The organism is Cupriavidus sp. 09_S30 (assembly GCF_056930435.1).
The window spans coordinates 927,393-951,992 of sequence record NZ_JBXOWI010000001.1; the positions used below are offsets into that span (position 1 = coordinate 927,393).

Here is a 24,600-nt window from a genome sequence, read left to right on the forward strand (position 1 = left end):
GCAGAGTCAAATGGCTGCAACCGATGTTCCTTCGCCAATCTCCTTCCAGGCCCCCCGCAGCTCGACCAGCGGCTCCGACAGCATGAGGATGGCCTCGCTACTGTTTCAGCGAATGCGGATTTTTTGGATAGCGCTCCCGCAAATGCCAGAAACGCGGCAGCGCACCCGCGTCGCGGCCCTGAGTTGCGTGCGAACCGCGCCTTGTCGAGCCCGTAGCTGAGGCCGGCCACCGCGCCTATGCGCGGGGCGATCTTGCGGCTGACCGCTTCCGTGCACTGCATCTCGTCACCGCCTGCAATGACTCAGCGAAGCGAAGGTGGCCGGCCTTCCTGGGCGTGGCCAACGGCCGCCAACGCTGAGCCTGGATGGGACAGTTCCCCATGCCATTGGCACATCGAAGCGGCACGCCGCCACGCCGTGGACTACATTGGTAGGGCGCTTCGCCAGCGGCTTGCGCGTGTGTCCGGCGCTGGCGCGCTGGCGCGGCCACGGGCTGGCTTGCGTGGTGTTTCCTTCTTCTGCTTTTTTTGCGCCCTGGGCAGGGAGGCCGTCATGCCGCAATCGCGTTGTCCGAAGCCTTCCTCCCATGCACGCCCGGGAACGCCAATGCACGTGGCCACTGCGCTTCGGCAGCCCGTCGATCCAGGCCGGCGCCGGCTGGTCTGTGCCGGCTTATGCGCCTTGGTCGCGGGGCTCGGCGGCCGGCAGTCCGAGGTGCGGGCCGAGACGGCGCCGCATCCCGCAGGGAAGCCGCAGCCGATCGGCGTGATCGGCGCGGGCCACATCGGCGGCACCATCGGTGGTCTATGGGTGCGGGCCGGCCATCCTGTGCTGTTCTCTTCCCGTCATCCGGACGAGTTGCGGCCGCTGGTGGAGAAGCTGGGGCCGCTGGCGCGCGCCGGCACGGTTGACCAGGCGATTGCGTTCGCGGATGTGGTGTTGCTCGCCGTGCCTTACAAGGCACTGCCGGAAATTGCTAAGGACCATGGCGCGGCCCTCGCCGGCAAGGTGCTGATCGATGCAACCAATGCTTTCCGCGAGCGGGACGGCGAGCCTGGCGCGCAGGCGCTGCGCGACGGCATTGGCATCACGACCGCGCGCTTCTTCCCGGGCGCCCGCGTGGTGCGGGCCTTTAACTTCATGGGGGCGGCAAGCTTCGCCAGCGAAAGCCATCGCCCCGGCGAGCCGGTCGCGGTGCCGATTGCCGGCGACGACATGCAGGCGCTGCGGGTGGCCGCGCAACTCGTGCGCGACGCGGGCTTCGAGCCGGTGGTGGTGGGCGGGCTCGCCAGCGCCGACAGCTTTGCGCCGGGCGGGCCGCTTTTCCACCAGATCGGCTCGGCCCAGGCGATGCGCGATCGCCTCGGACAGGCCTCGGGGCCGGCCGGAGGGCCGCCGCGCTAGGCGCGGTTCGATGCGCGTCTTTCCCCGGGGCCGTGGCCAGCCCGGCCCGCCGCGGACAGCATCATTGCCAGCAGCGGGTTGAGCGCGAGCCACGGCCCCCACATCAGGCGCACCATATCGAGCCAGTCCCGCATGACCTGCTCGCCTGCCGGCATGAAGACGCTCTGCATCCAGCGTTCAATGGCATGCGCGTCGGGCTGGTAGGTCAGGCGCAAGCCGAATTGCGCGCGGCCGCCCGGCAGCAGGCGCTGCAGCCACTCGACGTCCGTGGCCGGCAGCGAGGTGGTGATGCGATGCTCGTGTATGCCGTGCGGGCCTGCGTGCGGGTTCATTTCGGTTCGGCCACGACTCGCAGATAGGGTTTCAAGGTGCGGAAGCCTTGCGGGTATTTCTTCTTGGCTTCTTCGTCTGAGACCGAGGTCGGGATGATCACGTCATCGCCTGGCCGCCAGTTGACCGGCGTGGCCACGGTGTGGCGGGCGTTGATCTGCAGCGCGTCGAGCAGGCGCAGCACCTCGTCGAAATTCCGCCCGGCGCTCATCGGGTAGACCAGCATCGCCTTGACCTTCTTGTCCGGCCCGATCAGGAATACCGAGCGCACCGTGGCATTGTCCACCGCCGTGCGCGGTCCGCCGCCGCTGGCATTGGGGTGGATCATGTCGTACAGCTTGGCCACCGTCAGGTCGGCATCGCCGATCATGGGATAGTTGACGGCGTGGCCCTGCGTTTCCTGGATATCACCGACCCAGCGCTGATGGTCTGAGACCGGGTCCACGCTCAGGCCGATGATCTTGGTGTCGCGCTTGTCGAACTCTGGCTTGAGCCGGGCCATATAGCCCAGTTCGGTGGTGCAGACCGGGGTGAAGTCCTTCGGGTGGGAGAACAGGATGGCCCACTTGTCTCCGATCCACTCATGAAACCGGATCTTGCCTTCGGTAGTGTCGGCGGTGAAGTCGGGGGCTTCATCTCCAATGCGGATTGACATGTCTTACCTCCGTATCAGGGGCGGCGAGCGCCAGCAAGGGTTGGCCGGCGGGACGCATGACCGGCCAAACCAGTATAGGCGCCGCGCTGCGCCGTTTGCGGGGCAGGAGTAGACTCATTGAGCAGTGTCCGGGCCGCCTCGGCGTGCCCGCTCATGCGCGGTGCCGGCGACGGGCACCGGCGCCGGCCTTGTCCGATATGGCCCGTCCGATGTATGGGGGCGTGTGATGATCAAGCACCAATTCCTGGAATTCCCGGTTGAGGAGCGGGAACAGATGGCGGCGGTCTGCGGGCGTGTCGGCCTGGCACCGGACGACTTCGAGGTGGTCGATGAAACCACCGACGCGGATGATGCTGCCGCCAGCGGCGTGGGAACTGCATTGCGCAAGGTGTCGGTGAAACGGTTGAGCACCGGCACGCAGAGCGTCTACGAGGCCGAGTCGCCCGGTTCCTGGGTGGAGGAATTCGAGAGCGACCTGGAATGCGGACTGTTCGGGCCGCTGTCCGGCTAGCCGTTTAGCAGTCGGGCGGGGGCGCAATGCCGCCGCCCGGGTCCTCGCCCTGCGGCGGCGCCAGCCACTGCCGCGGCCAGGCCGCGACGGCGGCGGCGGGCACCGCGCGCGAGAACAGGAAGCCCTGTCCGATCTGGCAGCCGTGGGCGGCGAGGAAGCTGTGCTGGAACGCCGAGTTGATCCCTTCGGCCACCACGGTCAGGTCCAGGCTGCGGCCGATGCGGATCACCGCTTCGACCAGGGTGCGGGCTTCAGCGCTGGATTCCAGGGAGGTCAGGAAGGAGCGGTCCAGCTTGATCTCGTCGACCGGCAGCCGCATCAGCCGGCTCAGGGTCGAGAAGCCAGTGCCGAAATCATCGATCGACAGTGGCAGGCCGAGCCGCCGCAGCGCGGCGACAGTGGCAGCGGTGCTGGCGGAGTGCTCGAGAAAGACGCTTTCCGTGATTTCGATGATCAGGTCCGATGGCAGCAGCCCGTAGCGCGCCAAGGTCTGGGCGACCCGCCCGGGCAGGCTAGGGTCGCGCAGGTCGATCGGCGACAGGTTCACGGAGATGCGCGGAATGGCAACGCCGTCCGCGCGCCAGCGCGCCAGTTGGGCGCAAGCCTGGTCGATCGCCCACCTGCCCAGCGCGGCGATCAATCCATCTTCCTCGGCCAGCGGGATGAAACGCGCCGGAGGAATCTCGCCGCGCTCGGGGTGGTACCAGCGCGCCAGCGCTTCGACGCCCCATAGCTGCCCGGTGTCCATCGCGATCTGCGGCTGGTAGTGCTGCTGCAGCGCGTTTGCCGCGATCGCCGCGCGCAGCTCCGCCGCCAGCGTGCGATGTTCGGCCAGACGGCGTTCCACCGCGGCGTCGTAGACGCCGATCTGGTGGCCGCCACCCTTCTTGGCCTGGTACCTGGCCAGGTCGGCCTGCTTGAACAGCGCCTGCCCGTTGCAGGCGTCGCCGCTCAGCACGCTGATGCCGACGCTGGCCGAGGCGCGCAGCGTGGCGCCGCTTCCCGTCGCGGCCGGCCGGGCCAGTTCGTCGAGCAGCGCGCCGGCCAGGGCTCTGGCCATGGCAACGGTGTGGCCGGGGAGGACGATGCCGAACTCGTCGCCGCCCAGCCGGCCGACCGTGCCGGCGGTGCCGACCGCGCGCGCCAGGCGCGCCGCCACCTCGCCGAGGACGCGGTCGCCCATCGCATGGCCTTCCGCTTCATTGACTCTCTTGAAGTCGTCGATGTCGATGAACAGTACGGCGAGCGGCTGGCCGCTGGCTCGTGTGGCGGCCACGGCGGCATCGAGCCGGGCCAGCAGCAGTTGCCGGTTGGGCAGCCCGGTCAGCGGATCGGAGTAGGCGAGCCGGTGGATGTGTTCGCGCGAGGCGTCACGCTCGAGCGCGAGCGCGCACAGGTAGGTGCCCACGTCGACCAGGCTGCGGTGCAGCGCGTCGGGGCCGCGGCACTCGCGAAAGTAGAGCGCGAAGGCCCCGACCACCTGGCCGTCATAGGCCTTGATCGGCGTCGACCAGCAGGCCCGCAGCCCGTGCGGCAGCACCAGGTCGCGATAGGGCGCCCACAGGGGATCGTGGGCGATGTCGGTGACCATCACCGGCTCGCCGCGGTGGGCGGCGGTGCCGCAGGAGCCGACCATCGGTCCGATCGGCAGGCCGTCAATTCCCTGTGCGCAGGCAGCGGGCAGCCCCGGCGCGGCCAGCGTGTGCAGCTTGCCATCGGTCACGCGGACGATGCTGACGATCACGCCGGGGGCCACCGCCTCGATCTGCCGGCACAGGCTGCTCATCATCTCGGTGCTGGGCACGTCCTTGGCGAGCGCTTCCAGCGCCTTGCGCTGGATCATGTCGCGCATCTTGGTGGCGCTGATGTCGGTCAGCGTGCAGACGGCACTGCCGAGCTTGCCCTCATGATCCTTGATCGGGCTGATCGCCGCGGCGAACCAGCGGGGCCGGCCGAGGCGGTCCTCGAGCAGGGCTTCGCGATGCAGCGTGGCGCCCTGCGCCAGTTCGGACTGGATCTCTTCGATATGCCCCTCGCCGGTCCTGGCGGGCCGCAGCAGTGCCAGCGCATTGCGGCCGACCGCCTGGTAGCGCTGCAGGCCGAATACCTCGGAGAAGGCTCGGTTGACATGGCTGACGCAGCCGCTGCCATCGAGAAAGAGAACCGGATTGCCGGCCACGTCCAGGTAGGCCGAGGCGAGGGCGCACTCTCTGTCATTGCCGCCGTTGCCGGCATTGCCGCTGTCGAGCGCGAAGATGGCCAGCGCATCCACCCCCATTCGGGTGGCATGCAGCATCACGTCGCGATGGCTGCCGTCGGCGCGCTGCAATCGCAGGCTGGCCGGCGCCGCGCTGTCCTCGCCAGCGGGCAGGGCGGCCAGGGCGGGCGGCAGGCCCAGCTCGGCGGCGGGGCGGCCGATGGTCGGGGTGCCGGCCCGGCCCCACAGGGCCTGGGCCGCGGCGTTGAAGAGCGTCACCCGTCCCTGCATGTCGACCACGACGACCGCATCGATGGCTTGCTCGAGCGCCTGACTTTGCATGTTGGTACGTTCTCCGTACGATTGCTTTTCCGATCTCTACGCCCGCACAAGCCTGCGCTGGCCGAGTATATGACATGCGCGCGGCTCGTGGAATGGCGCAAGGCCAGGCCTGGGCACCCCGCTGGCGTGGGGCCTAGTCCACTAGCACCGGATGCGCAGCACGGCCGCGCCCGCCAGACGGCCGTCGCGCAGGTCGGCCAGGGCGGCGTTGGCTTGTTCCAGCGGATAGGCGGTGGTGTGGGTGCGCAGCGGGATGGCGGCGGCCAACTGCATCAGGTCCAGCCCGTCGGCGCGCGTGAGGTTGGCCACCGACAGCAGGCGCCGCTCCTCCCACAGCAGGCGGTAGGGAAAGGCGGGCAGGTCGCTCATATGGATGCCGCCGCAGACCACGGTGCCGCCCTTGGTCACCGCGCGCAGTGCCACGGGCACCAGGGCGCCGACCGGCGCGAAGATCAGCGCCGCGTCCAGGAGCGCGGGCGGGGCTTCGTCGCTGGAGCCCACCCAGCTTGCGCCGGTGTCACGCGCGAGTTGCTGGGCCGCGCTGTCGCCGCTGCGCGTGAAAGCGAATACCTCGCGCCCCTGTGCGACCGCGATCTGGGCCACCAGGTGGGCAGCGGCGCCGAAACCGTAGATGCCGATGCGCGCGGCGTCGCCTGCCAGCCGCAGCGTGCGGTAGCCGATCAAGCCGGCGCACAGCAGCGGCGCCACATGTTCGTCGTCGTAGTTGTCGGGCAGGGCGAAGCAATAGCGGCTATCGGCCACGACGTACTCGGCGTAGCCGCCGTCGCGTGTATAGCCGGTGAACTGCGGAGAGTCGCACAGGTTTTCGCGCTGGCCGCGGCAGAAGGCGCAATGCCCGCAGGTATGGCCGAGCCAGGGAACGCCGACTCTTTCGCCCAGGGTGAAACCGCTGACCCCGCTGCCGCAGGCGTCGACATAGCCGACGATCTCGTGGCCGGGTATCAGGGCGGGTTTGGGGCGGGGCAGGTCGCCGTCGACCACGTGCAGGTCGGTACGGCAGACGCCGCAGGTGCTGACGGCAATGCGCAGCTCGCCGGGCCCCGGCGCCGGCACCGGCACCTCGCGCGCTTGCAGCACCGGGCTGACGCCGTCGAAGATCATTGCACGCATGGTCGTCGCCATGGCAGGGCTCCTGGTTGAGGGGGCCAGCGCACGCTGGCCCGGCGGGGCATGGCTGCGCGGCCACGGACTGCCTAGAGTATGTGCGTGCCGAGCACTGCCGCTTGATCCGCGTCAAGGTGATTCGCAGGGCGCCTTGCGATGCTGTACCCCGCGCAGGGCAGGCCGCCCGTGGGCCGGCACCTGCCGGTATGATCGGTGTGCCGACACGCCGGACGGCTGCCTTCACAATATTCCATCGGACAGGTGAGCGACATGGACTTCAAGACGGTGCTGGTCGAACTGGGCAATGACGAGGGCGTCGAGGCGCGCATCGAGGCAGCGGCGGCGCTGGCCGCCCTGGGCGGCAGCGGCGGCCACGTGATCGGCGTGACCGCCACGGGCTTTCGCCCCGACCCCTTCCGCGGTGCTGGCGAGGAGGCCGGCCGCTATGCCGAGCAGGCGCAGCGCAGCCAGCAGGAACGCAGCGAGGCCGATGAGAGCCGCCTGCGCCGCATCGTGGCGCAGGCCGCACCGGGCGTGTCCTGCGCACATTGCCTGCTGGAGGAAGATGCCGGCTGGGCGCTTGCCATGCAGAGCCGAGTGGCCGACATCGTCCTGCTGGCGCGTCCGCCCGTTCCCGACATGGCGCCGGTGCTGGTGGCGCAGACCGCCGAATACGTGCTGCTGCATGCCGGACGGCCCGTGCTGGTGATGCCGCCACAAGTACGGCGGGTCGACGCGCGCCATGTCGCGGTGGCCTGGGACGGACGCCGCGAGGCCGCGCGCGCGGTCGCCGATGCGCTGCCATTGCTCAGGCGCGCCGAGCGGGTCAGCCTGATCACTGTCGATCCGGATGGCAGGGGGGCGGCCCTCAGCGAGGGCCTCGGCGAGTACCTCGGCCGGCATGGGGTCGCCGCGCAGCCTTTCCCGGTGCCGTCGCAGGAAGCCGTGGGGCCGGCGCTGCTGCGCGCGGTCGGCCATCTGCAGGCCGACCTGCTGGTGGCGGGCGGCTACGGCCACTCGCGCATGCGCGAGCTGGTGATGGGGGGCGCCACGCGGGTGCTGCTGCGCCACGCCGAGGTGCCGCTGCTGGTGTCGCACTGAGGCCGTCTGCCTGCCGAGGCGCAGCGCCAGCGGGCCAGCCGCAGAGCGACGCTCAATCGACCGTCACGATGATCGAGACGCGGCGATTCTGGGCGCGCCCTTCGGGCGTGCTGTTGTCCGCGACCGGCCGGCTCATCCCCAGGGCGCGCGTCTCGATATTGGCTCGCGCATAGCCCGCCGCGGCGAACATGCCGGCGATGGTGTGCGCCCGATGCAGCGACAGCCGCAGGTTGTATTCGTCGGTGCCGGCGTCGTCGGTGTGACCGTCCAGCCGGATGTGGTCGATGCCGGCCGCCAGCAGGACCTGGGCGATGCGCCGGATGCTCGCCTGCCGCTCGGGTGGGATGGTGTCTTCATCGAAGCCGAACAGCACCTTTTCGGACAGGTTCAGTTCCCAGCCGTTGGCGGTCAGTTGGAACCCTTCCTGCTTCAGCGTCTGCACCTGTTGCGCGCTCAGAGCGCCATGGGGCGCGGACTGGCAACCGGCCAGGGCCAGCGCACCACCCAGCAGTATCGCCGCGGCGGCCCGGCCCGCCGCCTGTGCCATGCTCGCCATCCATGTCGACTGTGCTGTGGTCACGTTCCTTCTCCCCAAGTCCACTGAATCACTGAAATCGGTCGGTGCCTGCCATGCCATGCGGGCCGGGTTGACGCAGCGGCGTCGTTGCAAATGCTCGCAATAGCCGTGCTATTGCTGCGCTTTGCCCTTGCAGGGCGTGCACGCGCTGGTAAGCGCGTGCCGCTGCGCAGGCGGATTGCTGTGCAATCCGAATCCCCTGCTCCGCCCTAGCGCTGATTCCCGCATGGCATGTCCTTCACCTCCCATTTCAATGATTCAGCGGACTAGCTCGGTCCTCGATCGGTACCTGGCCGGCCTTTGGCCGGCTCCTGGTCGGCTGCGTCCAGTGGTGGCGGAGCGCTCTGCCAGGTGCCGCCGGAGCGGCGCTTGGCGCCATACATGGCCGTGTCCGCAGCCCGCAGCAGCGCTTCGGCGGTGGTGCCGTGCACCGGATGGGCGGCGATGCCGATGCTGATCGACGCGCTGATCGCCGCACCGGATTTCAGCATGATCGGCTCTTGCAGGCTGGCAAGAATGTGCTCGGCAACCCGGATCGCGTCGCCAGGCCGCTGCAGTGGCGCCAGCAATACGGCGAACTCGTCGCCGCCCAGCCGCGCGACCACGTCGGATTCGCGCAGGCAGGCGCGCAGGCGCGCCGCCACGCCGATCAGCACCTCGTCGCCGGCCGCATGGCCGAAGCGGTCGTTGATGTCCTTGAAGTCATCACTGTCCAGGTACAGCACGGCGGCGTGCCGGTCCAGCGCTTGCGCGGCCCGCAGCGCCCGCTCCAGTGCCTGCTCGAAGGCGGCCCGGTTGAGCAGGCCGGTGAGCCCGTCGTGGCTGGCCTGGTGCGCCAGCGAGCGGTTTTCATGCTGCCACTGCTTCTGCCAGTCTTCGAGCTCGTCGAGCAGGCCGTTGAAGTCCTCGCCCAGCGCATGCAGTTCGGCAATGCGTGCCGGCGGCGTGCGCTGGTCGAACGCGCGCTCGGAGCGCACCGCGTGCGCCACCCGCATCAGGTTGCGCACCGGCTCGATGATGTGCGCCAGCATGCGGCGCGACATATAGTGCGCGCTGACCGCGGTGAGCACGAGGCAGGCCAGCAGGCCGAAGAAGCCGCTGGCCAGGAAGCTGAGGAGGTTGCCGGGGTCGCCGGTCAGGCGCAGGTATCCCACCGCCTGCGCGTCGTGCAGGATGGGTTGCTCGACCGGCCCGGCCAGCAGCAACTCGCCGACGGCGCGGCTGAGACCCGGGAAACTGTGGCTGGCGGGGCGCCGCCACTCGGCAAGCAGGCGGTCGTTGCGGTCATAGACACTGGCGTGCGCCACGTCCTCGCTGGCGATCAGCGCCAACGCGTCGCCCGTGGCGGCCTTGTCGTTGAACACCACCGGCGCCTCGAGCGCGTAGGCAACCGAGCGTGCCACCAGGCGCAGGTTGTGGTCAGCATAGACGCGCAAGGCGGCGATGCCCAGCACGGTCAGCGACAGGCCCGCCGTGCAGATGGCGATCAGCGCCACGCTGAGGTGGATCCGCCGCAGCGTCCTTTGCAGCGTCGGGCGCGTGCTTGTCTTGCCGTTCCCGATCATGGCGTCGGCCCCCGCCTGCGGCCGAGCTGCAGCACACCCGGGTGGATGTGGATGCCGCTGCGTGCCACGGAATCGAGATTGACCCGGAAGGACACCTGGGAGTCGCGCACGTTCAGGCAGAACATGCTGCCGGCCTCGCACTCGAAATCCTCCTCGCTGACAACGAGCACGGGCTGGTTCCGCAGTTCGCGTACCAGCATCTTGCGCTTGTCGTCGGTCATCGGGCCGACATACAGCGCGTCACAGTCGCGGGTCAGGTCATCGGCCGCCAGGTCGACGGCGCGTGCGCGCACCGGCCGGCCGTTGGCCAGCGTGCCGCCTTCCAGCAGCCTGCCCGAATAGAGGCTGGTCCGCTCCACGCACAGGCGCAGCACGCTTGGCTCGCTGGGCCAGCGCGCGTAGCTGAGCAGGTTGAAGACCGTCTTGGCCACCGCTTCGGAGCGTCGTTGCAATGTGTCAGCGGCCAGCCCCGGCGCATAGGCCAGGTGGAAGGCCGCGAGCAGCAGCCCGAGCAGCGCCAGCGCGGGGCGGCGGTCTCGGCTGCCGTGGGCGCTTTCCGGCAGTGAAGAGGAGGGGAGCGGGCACATGAGGTGGCTGAACGCTTGCCGGCGTGCTTCAGGCGCCGGTTGAGCGGGTATTGTGGTGGCGCCCGGCGCGGCAGGTCAAGGCGGCGGCGCAACAGTACGGCGCCGCGCCGGTGCCGGTTCAGGCCAGGCCGCCTTCCTGCGCCGTGTCCTGGCGCTCCGGTCCGCCGGGTGCGTGGGGCTTCGGATCGCGGGGATCGCCGGGATCCCCGGGATCGGTCATGTCGGCGCCGGCCTGGCGCAACATCGCCCCCAGCATGTGGTCCATGTCCGCGCAGGCCTGGCGAAGGGCCGCAAGATGGCGTGCCACATCGTCACCCGACCCGCCGCGCAGTGCCTGCTCGAGCGCTTCGCAGGCCGCCACTCCCGGTGCGAAGCCGATGATGGCCACGCCTCCCTTGAGCTTGTGCACGCTCGACGCGGCCTGCGGCAAGCGCGCTCCGGCGACGGCCTGCTCAGCGTCGGCCAGGTATTCCCGACTGGTGGATTGCAGCAGGCGCAGGAACTCGGCCGCGGCGTCCCGGTCGTCGTCGAAGATTTCGCCCAGGCGTTGCGCCGCGAGCTCGGCCACCGGCTTCCCGCTGTCGCTGCCGTCGCTGCCGCCAACGTCGCCAACGCCTGGTCCCGCATCCCCGGGCAGCAGCTGGCGCAGCGTATCCAGGCTCACCGGCTTGACGATGCAGGCGTCCATGCCGGCCGCCTCGGCCTGCGCGTGGACTTCCGGCCCTGCGTCGGCAGTGCAGCCGATGATGCGAAGATGGCGCAGGCGCGCGTCGGCGCGGATGCGGCGGGCCAGCGCATAGCCGTCCATGCCCGGCATATTGCAGTCGGTGACGACCAGGTCGAAATCCGCTTGCGCCAGCATCGCCAGCGCCGCTTCGCCGTGGGCGGCCGCGCGGACCCGCTCGACGCCGAAGAAGGCAAGCTGCCGCATCAGCAACTGCTGGTTGGCGGGGTGGTCGTCGACCACCAGCACGCGCAGCCCCGCGCGGGCGGCGTCCGGCGGCGGCGCGGGTTGCGGACAGGCCGGCTGCTGCACGGGCGTGGCGGCGACCTGCGCCGGGATCTCTACAAACATCTCGGTGCCCTCGCCGTACTCGCTGCGCATCCAGATGCGCCCACCCATCTGCGCCAGCAGTTGCCGGCAGATCCACAGGCCCAGCCCGGTGCCGCCGGACTTGCCGCCGGCATCGTCGCCCGCCTGCCGGAAGGGCAGGAACAGCCTGGCCTGGTGCTCGGCACGGATGCCGGTGCCGGTGTCGCGCACCACGATGCGCAGCGTACCCGCGGCCGGCCCGTCGGCGCACCATTGCACGTCGAGCCCGACCCAGCCGCGCCGCGTGAACTTCAGCGCATTGCTCAACAGGTTGCCGACGATCTGTCGCACGCGCAGTGCATCGATGCGCAGCGCGGGCGGGAGCGCATCGGCAATGTGCGTTTCCAAGGCCAGCGCCTTCTCGCGCGCGAGCGGCCGATAGATGGCCAGCAGGCGCTCCAGCTCTTCGCGAGGGTCCGCAGGCTGGAGGTCGAGGCTGAGCTGGCCGGCCTCGATCTTGGCGTAGTCGAGAATGTCGTTGATCAGCGTCAGCAGGGATTGCGCCGCCTGCTGCACGATGGCAAGGCGGCGCTTGTCCGGCGCTGCCTGGCTGCGTATCTCCAGTTCCAGCGTGCCCAGGATGGCATGCATCGGTGTGCGTATCTCATGACTGATGGTGGCAAGGAAGGTGTTCTTGGCGCGGTTGGCGGCGTCGGCGGCCTGCCTGGCGTGCTGCAGTTCGCGCTCGCTGCGCTTGCGTTCGGTGATGTCGAGCCAGCCGCCCAGCACCCCTGCGAACTCTTGGTCCGCGTTGAAGACCGGCAACATCCAGACGAAGAGGTCGATGGGCTCGCCCTTGTGCAGCAGGTGGCAATCGGTCAGGCAGGCGGCGCGCTGCGTGTCCACCGTGCGTGCCAGCGTTGCCATCTGCGTCGCGAGCGCGCCGGCGGACAGCGTCTGCTCCCAGGTCTCGCGCCGGCCGAGTTCCAGCAGGCGCTCGACGGTATCGCCGTAGGCCGCCGCATAGTGCGCATTGCAACTGACCAGCCGGCCCTCGGCATCGCGCACGAAGACGGAAAAGGGCAGGCCGTTGATCAGGGTGCGCTGGAATTCGAGCTGGTCGCGCAGCCGTTGCGCCTGCTGCCGCCGGGCATGGAACGACCAGGCCAGGTAGAGGCCGCAGGCGCACAGCAGGGCCAGCACACTCCATAGTGCCTTCAGCAAGGTCTCGGTCTGCCTGTCAGTCAGGCCATAGCGCGGGATCGCCACGCGCGCGCCGCTCCAGTCGCGCCGGATCGCGTCGATCTCCTCGGGTGGAATGCTGTCCAGCACCTTGTCGATGATGCCGATCAGCTCCGGCGAGCGGAGGTTGGCGGCGAAGCCGATCGGCCATGGCGAATCGCCCGTGCTCGCCACCACCTTGAGCGTGTCGCCGAAACGGGTGGCGATCAGGAAGTTCGCGGTGAGCAGATTGGTGGTGATTGCCTCCACCTTGCCCTCCTGTAGCCAGCGGAACAGCTCCAGCATGTCGGGCGCGGCCACCAGGCGGGCGGACTCTTGCACGGACTCGGGCAGCATGGCGCGCGCGCCGATGATATTGCCGGGCACGCCGACCTGCCTGCCGGCGAGGTCCGCGAGGCTGGAGATGCCGGTCTGGTCGGCGCGCGTGACGATGACCCACAGCGACTGCATATAGGGGCTGGAGAAGAGCATCTGCCTGCGCCGTTCCACGGTCTCGGTGACCGAGAGCAGCAGGTCGATGCGTCCCGATGCCAGGGCCGCGAAGCCGTCGCTGTCCTGCTCGAGGATCACAGGCTCGAAGCGCAGGCCGGTCCTGGCGCTGATCCGGGACAGCAGATCCATCGACATGCCGGTGACGCCGGCGTCGCGCTGCTCCAGGAAGGAAAACGGTGCGAGAAAGCGGGCCGCGCCGAAACGCACGCGCGGGTGCGCCTGGATCCAGGCCTGTTCCTCCGGCGACAGGTTGACGCGCTGCGCGATGTGGAAATGGCTGGCCGATCCGAGCCAGCGCTGATGGATGCGGCCGGCCGTGCGCACCGGCACATTGCGCAGCAGCGTGTCGATGCATTGCAGCAGCCGTGCCTGCCTTGGCAGGGCAAGCAACACGAATGGCGCCTCGCTGAACGGTGCGAAATTGGTGATCGCAAGCGGCAACAGCTGCATCTGGTCGATCAGGAAATTGGCACCCGTCTCCATGCCGACGAAGAGATCGGCACGGCCGAAGGCGACGGCCTCGAGCGCCAGCAATTGCGTAGGAAAGGCGACCACGCGGGCTTCGGCATAGTGCCGGGCGAAGTCGGCGCTGGCGATGCTGCCGCGCGCGATGGCGATGGTCTGCACGCCGGCCTGGCGCCCGGCCCCGGTGCGGCGTACCTCGACCTGGCGCTGGGAAAGATAGCCGGAGGTGGCCATCAGCGTGTCGCTGGCGTCGTTGGCGGTGCCGGCGAGCAGGTCGATCGCGCCGCTCTCCAGCGCCCGCCGGGCCAGCGCCGCGTCGGCAAAGCCGTAGACCTCGAAGCGCAGCCCGCTCATGGCGCCCATGACCGCGAGATAGTCGGCCAGCACGCCTTCGAAGAGGTCGCCAGCGCGGTTCAGGTAGACCGGGACATAGGAGTCGAGCACGTAGCCGACGCGGACCGTCCGGTGCGCGCGCAGTACCGCCGAGCCTGCCAGGCCGGGCGGCAAGCCGGGCGGCGTCTCCACGGCGGTGAGGCTGCTGGTCAGCTTCATGGCGCGGCCATCCGTTTCCGGCAGGGGGGCGGCCAGGACGCTCCAGGCGCTCCATGCCAGGCACGCGGCGAGCGCCGCGCGCCAGGCGAAGCAATGCCAGGACAGGAGCTTGCACATAGGGGGATCTCGATGCTGGCAGGGCGCGGGACCGAGCGGGACGGAACGGCCTTCGGGCGTGCCGGCCATGCTGACTGCCGGTACGGTAGCGAATGGCAGTGGCGTCCAACGCGTGGGCGGGTCAGCCTTGTGCCGGGGAGGAGGAGCGGCGGACGAAAACCACGGCCGTGGTTGCAGTGAGCATGGCGTTCACGGCTGCCGCACGGCCCGGCCGGCTTGCAAGGAGGGAAACATAGTTCATGGTTGTGGCTCGCTGTCGTGGAAGCGGGCCCCGGCAGGCGTGCGGGGAGCGCAGTCCTTCGGGCTGATTTCAGCTTCCGGCAGCGCTTTCCGCAATGGCAGCCCGCCTGGATTGAGAAATGGCTCAATGCAAACGGGATGTGTCCTGCCAAAAAGATCGGAAATACATATAGGGAATATCAGATCCATCTGGATTCGGGCAGGCTGGGGTGCCGACGTGCACGTGCGACCGGGAACGGCGCAATCCTTCCTTTTGCGACGTCTGGGCGGCTCAGCGGAGGCGGCTCGGCGCGCACATCGCCTCGGGCAAGCGCGGCGCCGGGGCGCGGCGCGACGGCGGTTACCCAGTCCGCAGGGCGCGTTGCGCCGTCACGGAAACGCAAGCGGGATGCGGCGACGTGAAAGATGGCGGCGGCCTTGCCAAGCCGGCACCGTATGCTAGAGTGGCCCAAGACCCCACGCAGGAGGGACATCATGGCCACGGATTCCAAGTCGCATCTGAGTGCAGTGGTGCAAACGGCGCCGCAGGCGGGACGCTATGTCTGGGTGATCGCGCTGGTGGATTTCGATGCGCGGCAGATCAAGCGCACCATCGTCTCGGACGACACCTTCACCACCGCGGATGCGGCCCGCGATGTCGGCGAGGCGCAGCTCAAAGCGATGGCGGGGGACCACTAGTCAGCACAGCGCGGCACAACGCCGTCTTGCCGGCTTGAAATCCAAGGAAGCCCTTTCTTACAGATTGTCACAGGGGCGGGGAATAGACTGCCAGCCAGTTCAACACCCCCGCTTGGGAAAGGATTTCCGTGAACAGCATCGTCCGCCGTGCCGCGATTGGCGCCGCGTGCGCGGCCACCTTGGTCTGCGGCCTGGCCGCGGCGCCTGCCGCAATGGCGCAGGTTTCGCTCAACATCACCATTGGCACGCCGCCGCCGGCACCGGTCTATGAGGCCGTGCCCGCGCCACGGCCCGGCTTTATCTGGGTGCCGGGCTTCTGGGACTGGGATGCCGCGCGCCACGCGCACGTCTGGGCGCCGGGACGCTGGGAAGCCGAGCGGCCGGGCTATGCCTATGAGGCGCCGCGCTGGGAGCATCGCCCCGAAGGCTGGGTATTGATGCGTGGTGGCTGGGGCGGGCGTCCCGAGCCGTACCGGGGCCCTGAGCGCGGCCGGTACGATGATCACGACCATGACCATGATTACCATCATGACCGGGATGACTACGACCATGGCCCGCATGACCACGGCCGCCGGGATCACGACTGAGGCGATGACGCCGTGAAGGCCCGGGCCGGCGGGAGGCGGCGGGTGGCGACGGGGTGCCGCCCCACGCCCATCGCGCTGCCTTCACCGTGATACGATCCTCCGAAATCAACGGAGGTCGCCATGCCGGCAAAGCATGTCTTTTCGCGCGAACAGTACCTCGACATTCTCAACGAGAGTTTGCGCAACCACCCGGGCTGGCGTCCGGGAATGGCCTTCGTCTTCCATCCGGCCGGTGCCGACGCGCGCCAGGCCACCGGCGTGAGCTGCACGGGGCCGGCCTCGGCGCTGCCGGTCTATGAAGATATCCAGCGCGTGGCCGCCGCACTGATCCAGGTGCGCGACTGAACGCCGCGGCCGGCCACCGGTCTCCCGGTCCCGGCCTCGGCGCCGCCAATCACTCGTCCCCTTCTTCCTCGCTGTCGAGAAACTCGCGGCGCTGCATCCAGTTGGCAATGGCCTCGTCGCAGACGCGCTTGAGCTTCTGCCGCTCGGGCAGCTTGTCGAACAGCTCGAAGTTCACCAGCGCCATGCCGGCATCGGTGATGTAGAACATGCGCCGCGGCTCGTCGTAGTGCACGATGCGTCCGTCGATGCCGGCTTCCTCGCCTTCGCCCGGCACATCCTCCAATTCCACCACGCGGCAGGTGAAGCGCGGGCTGCGCGTATGGGTCAGATACTCGAACTCGTCGTGCATGACCTCGCCGCCCTTGCCGGCGACGATGGCGAAGCCCCAGATGAAACGGGGCATCGGCAGGTCGGACAGATCGTCAATCTCGTCCATGTCTTCCATGGGATTCTCCCTGATGCAATAGGGCGCATTATCGCTCGGGAGTGCCGGTTGGCGCCATGGGCGGCGGTGTTGCCGCCCGCCGACGCCTGGTCACGAGCGGAACAGGACGCTAGCGCACTGCCTTGCAGTTCGCGTACGGCGGTGGCGCATTGTCCGCGCCGCGCTGGTCTTCCAGCATGCCTTCGTCGCCCTTGGTCAGCCACAGGTAGGGGCCGGAGGCATAGCGTGCGCCGGAACCGCTCAGTACGCTGACGAACAGCAGCGGCTTGCCCTCCAGCTTGAGGATGGCGATCTGGTTGTCCGGGCTGTTGAAGTAGCGTGCTGTCAGCGCCTTGCCGGCGTCGCAGCGGTAGTGCACGGTGTGCGGCGGGTCGAAGCGTACGCCGTCGATGCCGGCGCGGGCGTAGGCCGCCGGGGCCAGGGCAGGGAGGGTGGTCAGGGTGGCGCCCAGGGCCAGTACGGCAGCGAGGGGGCGGGGGAGGGAGGCCTTCATGGCGGATTCCTCGCGAGGGGGCGGCGCGGATGCGATGCCGGACAGACTGCGGCCGGCGCCGGCGGGTTTCCTTGCCCCGCCGGCCGCGGCACGGTTCCGCGCCCGGTTCCGCGCTTAGTCCAGCGTCAGTTCAACGTATAGCCCGCGGCAAGCGCGCGGAAGTCTTCCACTTCGCGTGCCTGCCAGGCGTCGTCGTGCCCGAGTTCCTCGGCCAGGATGGCCGCCACGCGCGGCGCCGCGGCGCTGGCGCCGCGCGCATCGAGGAAGAGCGCGCGATTACGCCGCGCCAGCACGTCCTCCACCCGGCGCGCCAGTTCGTGGCGCGCGGCGAAGCGGACATGGGCGGCGGTCAGCCCGCAGTCGGCCATCAGCACCTCGTCATGGCCCGGCAGCGCGCGCAGGGCGCCCAGTTCGTTGCCGTAGTAGCGGTCGGGCGAGCCGCTGCCGGCGGCAGGCAGGTCGGCCGGCAGGCCCTGGGCGCCGTGCAGCGGCAGGTCGGCGGTGGTGCAGGGCGCCGCGCGCGCCAGCAGATGGCGGCTGATCGCCATGTCCACCACGTCCTCCGCCATCTTGCGATAGGTGGTCCACTTGCCGCCGGTCACGGTGATCAGGCCGCCCTTGGAGACCAGGATGGTATGTTCGCGTGACAGCGATGCGGTGGAGCTTTCGCCGGTGGCCTTGACCAGCGGGCGCAGGCCGGCCCAGACGCTGGTCACGTCGGCGCGCGTGGGCGTGCGCGACAGGTAGCGTGCTGCGGTTTCGAGGATGAAGTCGACGTCGTCGCCGGCGGCGCGCGGTTCCAGCGGCAGGTCCTGGCGCGGCGTGTCGGTGGTGCCGATGATGGTGTGGCCGTTCCAGGGGACCACGAACAGCACGCGCCCGTCGTCGGTGCGCGGGATCAGGATGGCATCCTTGCCGGGCAGGAAGCTGTGCGGCAGCGTCAGGTGCACGCCCTGGCTGGGCGCGACCATGGTGCGCGCCTGGCCGTCCTCCATGCGGCGGATAGCATCGACCCAGACCCCGGTGGCGTTGATCACGCATTTCGCCTGCAGCGTGAAGCTAGAGTCGCCCAGCGCGTCCTGCACCGTCACGCCGCTGACCGCACCGCCTTGCTGCTGCAGGCCGGTCACTCTCAGGTAGTTGACGGCGGTGCCGCCCACGTCGAACAGCGTGCGCATCAGGGCGATGGCCAGGCGCGCATCGTCGAACTGGCCGTCGAAGTACAGGTTGCCGCCGCGCAGCGGGCGCCCGCCCACGTGCTCGGCCAGGGTCGGTGCCGCGGCCAGGGTCTCGCTGTGGTTCAGCCAGCGGCTGCCGGACAGCTTCAGGTTGCCGGCGAGCATGTCGTAGACCTTCAGGCCGATGCCGTAGAAGGGCTGGTCCAGCATCTGGTAGGCCGGCACCACGAAGCCGAGCGGCCACACCAGGTGCGGCGCGTTGCGCGCCAGCAGGCCGCGTTCGTGCAGGGCCTCGCGCACCAGGCTGATATTGCCCTGGGCCAGGTAGCGCACGCCGCCGTGCACGAGTTTGGTGGCCTTGCTGGAGGTGCCCTTGGCGAAGTCGGCGGCTTCGACCAGCAGTGTGCGGTAGCCGCGCGAGGCGGCGTCGACGGCCGTGCCCAGGCCGGTGGCGCCGCCGCCGATGACGATCACGTCCCAGCGCGGTTCGCGCGCAAGGCCGGCGAGCAGGTCGGCGCGGGCGGGGGGCAGGATCTGGGTAAGAGGCGTTGGCATGATTGCGGGTTCGATACAGGTAAATCTGCGGGTAAATCTACGGATAAATCGTGAGGCGGTGTCTGTGTTCGGCCGGTGCCGGCGGTGTTCACTGCGCGCCAGGCGCGCCCGGCCCGGCAAGGTCCTCGCGCGCCCAGTCGCGGGCGCGCTCCACCGCGCGGTGCCAGCGCGCCAGGCACTGTGCGCGCGCGTCGGCGGACAGGCGCGGCTCGAAGCGCTGTTCAACCTGCCATTGCTGGCTGATCTCTTCCTCGTCCTGCCAGTAGCCGGTGGCGAGGCCGGCGAGGTAGGCCGCGCCCAGGGCGGTGGTCTCGATCACGCGCGGTCGCACCACGGTCGTGCCGAGCAGGTCGGCCTGCATCTGCATCAGCAGGTCGCTGCGCGAGGCGCCGCCGTCCACGCGCAGCTCGGCCAGCGCGATGCCGGCATCCTTCTGCATGGCGTCGAGCACGTCCACGCTCTGCAGCGCGATCGATTCCAGCGCGGCGCGCGCGATCTGCGGGCGCCCGGTGCCGCGCGTCATGCCGACCAGCGTGCCGCGCGCGAAGGCGTCCCAGTGCGGTGCGCCGAGGCCGGCGAAGGCCGGCACCAGCACCACGCCGCCGGTGTCCTCACACTGGCGCGCCAGCGGCTCCACCTCGGGCGCGCTGCGGATGATCTGCAGGCCGTCGCGCAGCCACTGGATGGTGGCGCCGCCCATGAAGACGCCGCCCTCCAGGCAGTAGGCGGTGCGCTCGCCGAAACGCCAGCCGACCGTGGTCAGCAAGCGGTTATGCGAGACCACCGGCTGGCTGCCCGTGTTCATCAGCAGGAAGCATCCCGTGCCGTAGGTGTTCTTGGCCATGCCGGGCGACAGGCAGGCCTGGCCGAAGGTGGCGGCCTGCTGGTCGCCCGCGATGCCGGCGATCGGCACTGCGGCGCCGAACAGGCGCGGCGCCGTGCGCGCGACCTCGCCGCTGGAGGGCACGACTTCGGGCAGCAGGCTGCGCGGGATATCGAGCAGGGCGAGCAGCTCGTCGTCCCATTCGAAGCGGTGGATGTTGAACAGCAGCGTGCGTGAGGCGTTCGACACGTCGGTGACGTGGCGCGCGCCGTCGGTCAGTTGCCACACCAGCCAGGCGTCGATGGTGCCGAAGGCCAGCTCGCCGCGCTCGGCGCGCGCGCGGGCGCCTTCGATGTTGTCCAGCATCCAGCGCAGCTTGGTGCCCGAGAAATAGGCGTCGACGATCAGCCCGGTGCGCTCGCGAAACAGCTCGCCGTGGCCGGCCGCCACCAGCGCCTCGCACATGGGGGCGGTGCGGCGGTCCTGCCAGACCAGCGCGCGGCCCACCGGCTCGCCGGTGGCACGGTCCCACAGCACCGTGGTCTCGCGCTGGTTGGTGATGCCGATGGCCTCCAGCTGGCTGGCCGAGACCCCGGCGTCGTTCAGCACCTCGTGCGCCACGGCCAGCTGCGATTGCCAGATCTCGTAGGGATCGTGCTCGACGTGGCCGGGGTGTGGATAATATTGGCGGAATTCACGCTGGGCCACGCGCACCACGTTGCCGGCATGGTCGAACAGAATCGCGCGCGAGCTGCTGGTGCCCTGGTCGAGCGCCAGCACGAAGCGGGGCTGTCCATGCGGATGGCGGGGCGCGGTCTGGTGTTGCGTCGTGCTGTGCGTCGAGCTCTGCGTCATGCAAGCGGTCCTGTGTGTTCCTGAATGTTCCTGTCGGAACCCGTTGAGAGGTGGCGTGGGCCGGCCCGGTGGGCGACCCGCTGCGTGTGCTCAGTCAGAGAGGCAGTCAACTTGTCCAAGTTTCCCGATTCCCCTTCCACGTCGTCCGTCCCCGCCATCCTGGCCCGCATCGAAGCCTCGCTGGCGGCGCGCAGCCGCTTCGATGACAGCGCGCATCTGCGCCTGATGGCGGGCGGCCGCCAGGTCGGCTGGCTGCCGCGCACGCACGCCGAGATCCTGCGCACGCAGTCCGCCGTCGCCGACGTGCTGGGCGACGGTGCGCCGGGCGAGGCGGTGCTGCTGCCGCTCTGCGCGGAGTTCGCCGCGCGCAGCGCTGCACTGGCGACGCTGGCACGCTGGCTGGCCGATGCCGGCCACGTGCGCGGCTGGCGCAACGAGCTGTTTGCTGTCACGCCGGCGCTGACCGCCCCCGCGCTTGCCGTGATCGAGCGCGCGGCGGCGCGCTTCCTTGGCCTGCTGACCTTCGCCTCGCACATGAACGGCATCGTCGACGACCGCGACGGCAGGCGGCGGTTCTGGGTGGCGCGGCGCAGTGCCGCCAAGGCGGTCGACCCCGGCATGTGGGACAACCTGGTGGCCGGCGGCATGCCGCATGGCAGCGATCCGCTCGCCACGCTGGTGCGCGAGTGCGAGGAGGAGTCCGGCATCCCGCCCGGGCTGGCGGCGCGCGCGCAGCCGTGCGGGGTGATCGATGTGCTGCGCGAGATACCTGAAGGTGTGCAGTGGGAGGCCGTGTACGCGTACGACCTACTGCTGCCGCTAGGCTTCGTGCCGGTCAACCAGGACGGCGAGGTGTCCGAGCACCGCTGTATCGAGCCCGAGTCATTGCTTGCTATCATGGCGGATGGCGCCATGACGGTCGACGCGACCCTGGTGACGCTGGATGCCCTCCGCCGGCGTGGCTGGACGGCCTCCAGCGCACCCCAAGGCTGAGCCCCTCGCTGCGTGCTTGACCAAGCGGCCACTCCACAGAACAAATCACGATGAGCAACACCGGATTCATTCTCACCATCTCCTGCCCTGATCAGCCCGGCATCGTGCATGCCGTGTCCGGCCTGCTGTTCCAGCACGGCTGCAATATCGTCGATTCCGACCAGTACGGCGACGAGTTCACCGGCCGCTTCTTCATGCGCGTGCACTTCAGCACGGCGGTCGGCGGCCCCGACCTGGCCACGCTGAAGGCCGCCTTCGCGCCGGTGGGCGAGCAGTTCGCCATGCAGTGGGACTTGTTCGACGCCAGCGTCAAGCCGCGCGTGATGATCATGGTGTCCAAGATCGGCCATTGCCTGAACGATCTGCTGTTCCGCGCCAAGGCAGGCGGGCTGCCGGTGGAGATCGCCGCCATCGTGTCGAACCACCGCGATTTCTACCAGCTCGCGGCCTCCTACGACATCCCCTTCTTCCACCTGCCGCTGATGAGCGCCTCGCGCGAGCAGAAGCTGGCCCAGGAAGCCAAGGTGTTCGAGGTCGTGCGCGACCAGAACATCGACCTGGTGGTGCTGGCGCGCTACATGCAGGTGCTGTCCGACGACCTGTGCACGAAGCTGGCCGGCCGCGCGATCAACATCCACCACTCCTTCCTGCCCAGCTTCAAGGGCGCCAAGCCCTACTATCAGGCGCATGACCGCGGCGTGAAGCTGATCGGTGCCACGGCCCACTACGTGACCGCGGACCTGGACGAAGGCCCGATCATCGAGCAGGAGATCGAGAGAGTCGATCACAGCATGGATCCCGAGCAGCTGACCGCCGTGGGCCGCGACGTGGAATGCGTTGCGCTGGCGCGCGCGGTCAAGTGGCACGCCGAGCATCGCATCCTGCTCAACGGCCACAAGACGGTCGTCTTCAAGTAAGTCCCGCCACCCGGGGGCGGCGCCGAGCGCGCCGCCTTCGCCCCTTGGGCGCCCGCCCGGCCACGCCGGCAGCGCTTGCCGCCCGGCGCACACCGGCCGCTCACGGCTGGTCCGCCACCACACAGTTCACCCCGCTTTCCGCCAGCATCTGCTCGAAGGGCGGCATCAGCGGCTGGTCGGTGAAGAGCCGGTCGATCTGCGACAGATGGGCCAGTTCCACCATGGCCTGCCGGTTGAACTTGCTGGCGTCCGCCGCCAGCCATACCTCGCGTGCATGTTCGATGATGGTCTGTGCCACCTTGACCTCGCGGAAGTCGTAGTCACGCAGCGTGCCGTCCGCCTCGATGCCCGAGATGCCGATCAGGCCGATGTCCACCCTGAACTGCCGGATGAAGTCGACCGTCGCCTCGCCGACGATGCCGCGGTCGCGCGAGCGCAGCACGCCGCCGGCGACGATGACCTCGCAGTCCGGGTTGTCCGCCAGGATGCTGGCCACGTTCAGGTTGTTGGTGATGACGCGCAGGCCGCGGTGATGCAGCAGCGCGCGCGCGACCTCCTCGACCGTGGTACCGATGTTCAGGATCAGCGAGCAGCCCTCGGGCACCGCGGCCGCCACGGCGCGGGCGATGCGCGCCTTGCCTTCGGCATTGAGCACCTGGCGCTGGCGGTAGGCGATGTTCTCGATGGTCGAGCCCTCGACCCGCACGCCCCCATGGAAGCGCGCCAACATGCCGTTCTCGGCCAGCAGGTTGACGTCGCGCCGGACGGTCTGCAGGGTCACGCCGAACTTGCGCGCGAGTTCTTCGATCGAGGCGAAGCCCTGGGTCCGGACTTCTTCCAGCAGGGCGGTTTGGCGTGGATTGAGCGTCATGCCCGCATTCTAGTTCAATCAGAAACGAAAACAAATGATGCGCCGCAAGATTGTTTTGTTTTCGTTTCTTTGCTAAAACGAGCGGAAAGCGGGAATGCGAAGCATCACAAGAAGAATGACAAGCATTGCGCGAGCCTGACCGCGCAATCCGAGGCAGACATCACGATCGCGCTGGCACGCAGCGCGCGCAGGAGGCCGGATGCAGCTCAGACTGGAAGGCATTGCGCAGCATGCAGGATCGCAGGCCTATCTCTATCCCATGTCGCTGGCGCCGGTGGCCGGTGCGGTGACAATTCTGCTCGGGGCCACCCAGGCAGGCAAGACCTCCTTGATGCGGGTAATGGCGGGGCTGGACAAGCCGAGCGCGGGCAAGGTGATGGTGGACGGCGCGGACGTGACCGGCGTGCCGGTGCGCGAGCGCAACGTGTCGATGGTCTACCAGCAGTTCATCAACTACCCCTCCATGCGGGTGTTCGACAACATCGCTTCGCCGCTGCGCCTGCGCGGCGGCAGCGGCGGCAGTGGCGACATCCCCGGACAGGTCAAGGCGTTGGCGGCGCGGCTGCACATCGACCATCTGCTCGACCGTTATCCCGCCGAGCTGTCGGGCGGGCAGCAGCAACGCGTGGCGCTGGCGCGCGCGCTGGCCAAGGATGCCCCGCTGATGCTGCTTGACGAGCCGCTCGTCAACCTCGACTACAAGTTGCGCGAGGAACTGCGCGAAGAGCTGAGCCAGTTGTTCGCCAATGGCGAGGCGACCGTGATCTACGCCACCACCGAGCCTTCGGAGGCCTTGCTGCTTGGCGGCCACACCGCGGTGCTCGACGCCGGCGAGCTGCTGCAATACGGGCCGACGCCCGAAGTCTTCCACTATCCCGATTCCCTGCGCGTGGCGCGCGCCTTCAGCGATCCGCCGATGAACCTGGTGCCGGGCGAGCTGCACGGCGGGCGCGTGGCGCTGGCCGGCGGCATCGTGCTGCCGCTGCCGGAGGCGGTGGCGCACGGCGGCGCCGTGACAGTCGGCGTGCGCGCCGGCGCCTTGCGGCTGGAGCCGGCGCCCGGCGCGGTGGCGGTGCCGGGGCGGGTGGCGCTGGCCGAGCTGTCCGGCTCGGATACCTTCGTCCACGTCGATACCGCGGTGGGCAGCCTGGTCGCGCAGTTCCCCGGCGTGGTGGACCTGGCGCTGGGGGCGCAGCTCACGCTGCACCTCGATCCCGCCCAGGTCTACCTGTTCGATGCCGGCGGCAGGCGCATCCACGCGCCGCGCCGGCCGGGCGGCGGGGCGGCACCGGCGGCACCGGCGGGCGTGGCGGGAGGACGTTGAG

22 protein-coding genes are annotated in these 24,600 nt (G+C 69.4%); 9 read left to right on the forward strand and 13 right to left on the reverse strand.

What is annotated here, in order from left to right:
• Positions 1-606: 606 nt before the first annotated feature.
• Complete coding sequence (locus tag AC1Z3O_RS04395) at positions 607-1,404, forward strand: NADPH-dependent F420 reductase (RefSeq protein ID WP_483513832.1); 798 nt, start codon at positions 607-609, stop codon at positions 1,402-1,404.
• On the opposite strand, the gene AC1Z3O_RS04400 is transcribed toward AC1Z3O_RS04395, so the two are convergent.
• Positions 1,401-1,736: a hypothetical protein gene (locus AC1Z3O_RS04400; RefSeq protein WP_483513834.1), complete on the reverse strand. Its 336-nt coding sequence runs from the start codon at positions 1,734-1,736 to the stop codon at positions 1,401-1,403. The genes AC1Z3O_RS04395 and AC1Z3O_RS04400 overlap by 4 nt on opposite strands.
• On the reverse strand, positions 1,733-2,389 hold the full coding sequence (locus tag AC1Z3O_RS04405) for a peroxiredoxin (RefSeq protein ID WP_483513835.1): 657 nt from the start codon (positions 2,387-2,389) through the stop codon (positions 1,733-1,735). The genes AC1Z3O_RS04400 and AC1Z3O_RS04405 overlap by 4 nt, the downstream gene beginning before the upstream one ends.
• Before the next feature lie 226 nt (positions 2,390-2,615).
• Here AC1Z3O_RS04405 and AC1Z3O_RS04410 point away from each other — a divergent pair, with 226 nt between their 5' ends.
• Entirely contained in the window at positions 2,616-2,900 is a 285-nt protein-coding gene (locus AC1Z3O_RS04410; protein ID WP_483513837.1) for a hypothetical protein, read from the forward strand.
• Positions 2,901-2,904: 4 nt separating this feature from the next.
• Here AC1Z3O_RS04410 and AC1Z3O_RS04415 read toward each other — a convergent pair whose 3' ends face one another.
• Together AC1Z3O_RS04415 and AC1Z3O_RS04420 are read right to left on the reverse strand one after the other, a co-directional pair.
• Positions 2,905-5,439 (reverse strand): bifunctional diguanylate cyclase/phosphodiesterase, encoded by a 2,535-nt coding sequence (locus AC1Z3O_RS04415; protein WP_483513839.1) that lies wholly within the window; start codon positions 5,437-5,439, stop codon positions 2,905-2,907.
• 141 nt (positions 5,440-5,580) lie between these two features.
• Positions 5,581-6,582, reverse strand: coding sequence for a zinc-dependent alcohol dehydrogenase family protein (locus AC1Z3O_RS04420; RefSeq protein ID WP_483513841.1), 1,002 nt, complete (start codon positions 6,580-6,582; stop codon positions 5,581-5,583).
• A 252-nt stretch (positions 6,583-6,834) separates the two neighbouring features.
• Here AC1Z3O_RS04420 and AC1Z3O_RS04425 point away from each other — a divergent pair, with 252 nt between their 5' ends.
• Positions 6,835-7,665 (forward strand): universal stress protein, encoded by an 831-nt coding sequence (locus tag AC1Z3O_RS04425; RefSeq protein ID WP_483513843.1) that lies wholly within the window; start codon positions 6,835-6,837, stop codon positions 7,663-7,665.
• Positions 7,666-7,717: 52 nt separating this feature from the next.
• Here the strand turns inward: AC1Z3O_RS04425 and yfiB are convergent, their stop codons facing one another.
• The 4 genes from yfiB to AC1Z3O_RS04445 all read right to left on the reverse strand — a co-directional run bounded on the left by yfiB (position 7,718) and on the right by AC1Z3O_RS04445 (position 14,295).
• Positions 7,718-8,245, reverse strand: a complete 528-nt coding sequence (yfiB, locus tag AC1Z3O_RS04430; RefSeq protein ID WP_483513844.1) for an outer membrane lipoprotein YfiB — start codon at positions 8,243-8,245, stop codon at positions 7,718-7,720.
• 263 nt (positions 8,246-8,508) lie between these two features.
• Positions 8,509-9,807 carry a diguanylate cyclase DgcN/YfiN gene (gene dgcN / locus AC1Z3O_RS04435; RefSeq protein WP_483513846.1) on the reverse strand — a complete coding sequence of 433 codons (1,299 nt, stop codon included), beginning with the start codon at positions 9,805-9,807 and terminating at the stop codon, positions 8,509-8,511.
• Positions 9,804-10,394: a regulatory sequestration protein YfiR gene (gene yfiR / locus AC1Z3O_RS04440; RefSeq protein ID WP_483513848.1), complete on the reverse strand. Its 591-nt coding sequence runs from the start codon at positions 10,392-10,394 to the stop codon at positions 9,804-9,806. The genes dgcN and yfiR overlap by 4 nt, the downstream gene beginning before the upstream one ends.
• A 118-nt stretch (positions 10,395-10,512) precedes the next feature.
• Positions 10,513-14,295: an ATP-binding protein gene (locus AC1Z3O_RS04445; RefSeq protein WP_483513850.1), complete on the reverse strand. Its 3,783-nt coding sequence runs from the start codon at positions 14,293-14,295 to the stop codon at positions 10,513-10,515.
• A 714-nt stretch (positions 14,296-15,009) separates the two neighbouring features.
• Here AC1Z3O_RS04445 and AC1Z3O_RS04450 point away from each other — a divergent pair.
• The 3 genes from AC1Z3O_RS04450 (at position 15,010) to AC1Z3O_RS04460 (ending at position 16,145) form a co-directional block, all read left to right on the forward strand.
• The gene (locus AC1Z3O_RS04450; protein WP_483513852.1) at positions 15,010-15,213 is read left to right on the forward strand and encodes a hypothetical protein; all 204 of its coding nucleotides are present in this window, start codon (positions 15,010-15,012) and stop codon (positions 15,211-15,213) included.
• Positions 15,214-15,341: 128 nt separating this feature from the next.
• Positions 15,342-15,800, forward strand: a complete 459-nt coding sequence (locus tag AC1Z3O_RS04455) for a YXWGXW repeat-containing protein (RefSeq protein WP_483513854.1) — start codon at positions 15,342-15,344, stop codon at positions 15,798-15,800.
• A 120-nt stretch (positions 15,801-15,920) separates the two neighbouring features.
• Positions 15,921-16,145 (forward strand): hypothetical protein, encoded by a 225-nt coding sequence (locus AC1Z3O_RS04460; protein ID WP_483513855.1) that lies wholly within the window; start codon positions 15,921-15,923, stop codon positions 16,143-16,145.
• 49 nt (positions 16,146-16,194) lie between these two features.
• On the opposite strand, the gene AC1Z3O_RS04465 is transcribed toward AC1Z3O_RS04460, so the two are convergent.
• From AC1Z3O_RS04465 to glpK, 4 genes are all read right to left on the reverse strand, one after another.
• On the reverse strand, positions 16,195-16,581 hold the full coding sequence (locus tag AC1Z3O_RS04465; protein WP_483517514.1) for a hypothetical protein: 387 nt from the start codon (positions 16,579-16,581) through the stop codon (positions 16,195-16,197).
• 118 nt (positions 16,582-16,699) lie between these two features.
• Positions 16,700-17,083 (reverse strand): MliC family protein, encoded by a 384-nt coding sequence (locus AC1Z3O_RS04470; protein WP_483513857.1) that lies wholly within the window; start codon positions 17,081-17,083, stop codon positions 16,700-16,702.
• A 125-nt stretch (positions 17,084-17,208) separates the two neighbouring features.
• The gene (locus AC1Z3O_RS04475; RefSeq protein WP_483513859.1) at positions 17,209-18,816 is read right to left on the reverse strand and encodes a glycerol-3-phosphate dehydrogenase/oxidase; all 1,608 of its coding nucleotides are present in this window, start codon (positions 18,814-18,816) and stop codon (positions 17,209-17,211) included.
• 88 nt (positions 18,817-18,904) lie between these two features.
• On the reverse strand, positions 18,905-20,494 hold the full coding sequence (glpK, locus tag AC1Z3O_RS04480; RefSeq protein WP_483513861.1) for a glycerol kinase GlpK: 1,590 nt from the start codon (positions 20,492-20,494) through the stop codon (positions 18,905-18,907).
• Positions 20,495-20,605: 111 nt separating this feature from the next.
• Between glpK and AC1Z3O_RS04485 the strand changes: the two genes are divergently transcribed.
• Complete coding sequence (locus tag AC1Z3O_RS04485) at positions 20,606-21,487, forward strand: NUDIX hydrolase (protein ID WP_483513863.1); 882 nt, start codon at positions 20,606-20,608, stop codon at positions 21,485-21,487.
• 50 nt (positions 21,488-21,537) lie between these two features.
• A complete protein-coding gene (gene purU / locus AC1Z3O_RS04490; protein WP_483513865.1) occupies positions 21,538-22,404 on the forward strand; it encodes a formyltetrahydrofolate deformylase in 867 nt (288 codons plus the stop codon).
• Between the two features lie 100 nt (positions 22,405-22,504).
• On the opposite strand, the gene AC1Z3O_RS04495 is transcribed toward purU, so the two are convergent.
• A complete protein-coding gene (locus AC1Z3O_RS04495) occupies positions 22,505-23,275 on the reverse strand; it encodes a DeoR/GlpR family DNA-binding transcription regulator (protein ID WP_483513867.1) in 771 nt (256 codons plus the stop codon).
• Positions 23,276-23,474: 199 nt separating this feature from the next.
• Here AC1Z3O_RS04495 and AC1Z3O_RS04500 point away from each other — a divergent pair, with 199 nt between their 5' ends.
• The gene (locus AC1Z3O_RS04500) at positions 23,475-24,599 is read left to right on the forward strand and encodes an ABC transporter ATP-binding protein (protein ID WP_483513869.1); all 1,125 of its coding nucleotides are present in this window, start codon (positions 23,475-23,477) and stop codon (positions 24,597-24,599) included.
• Position 24,600 lies beyond the last annotated feature (1 nt).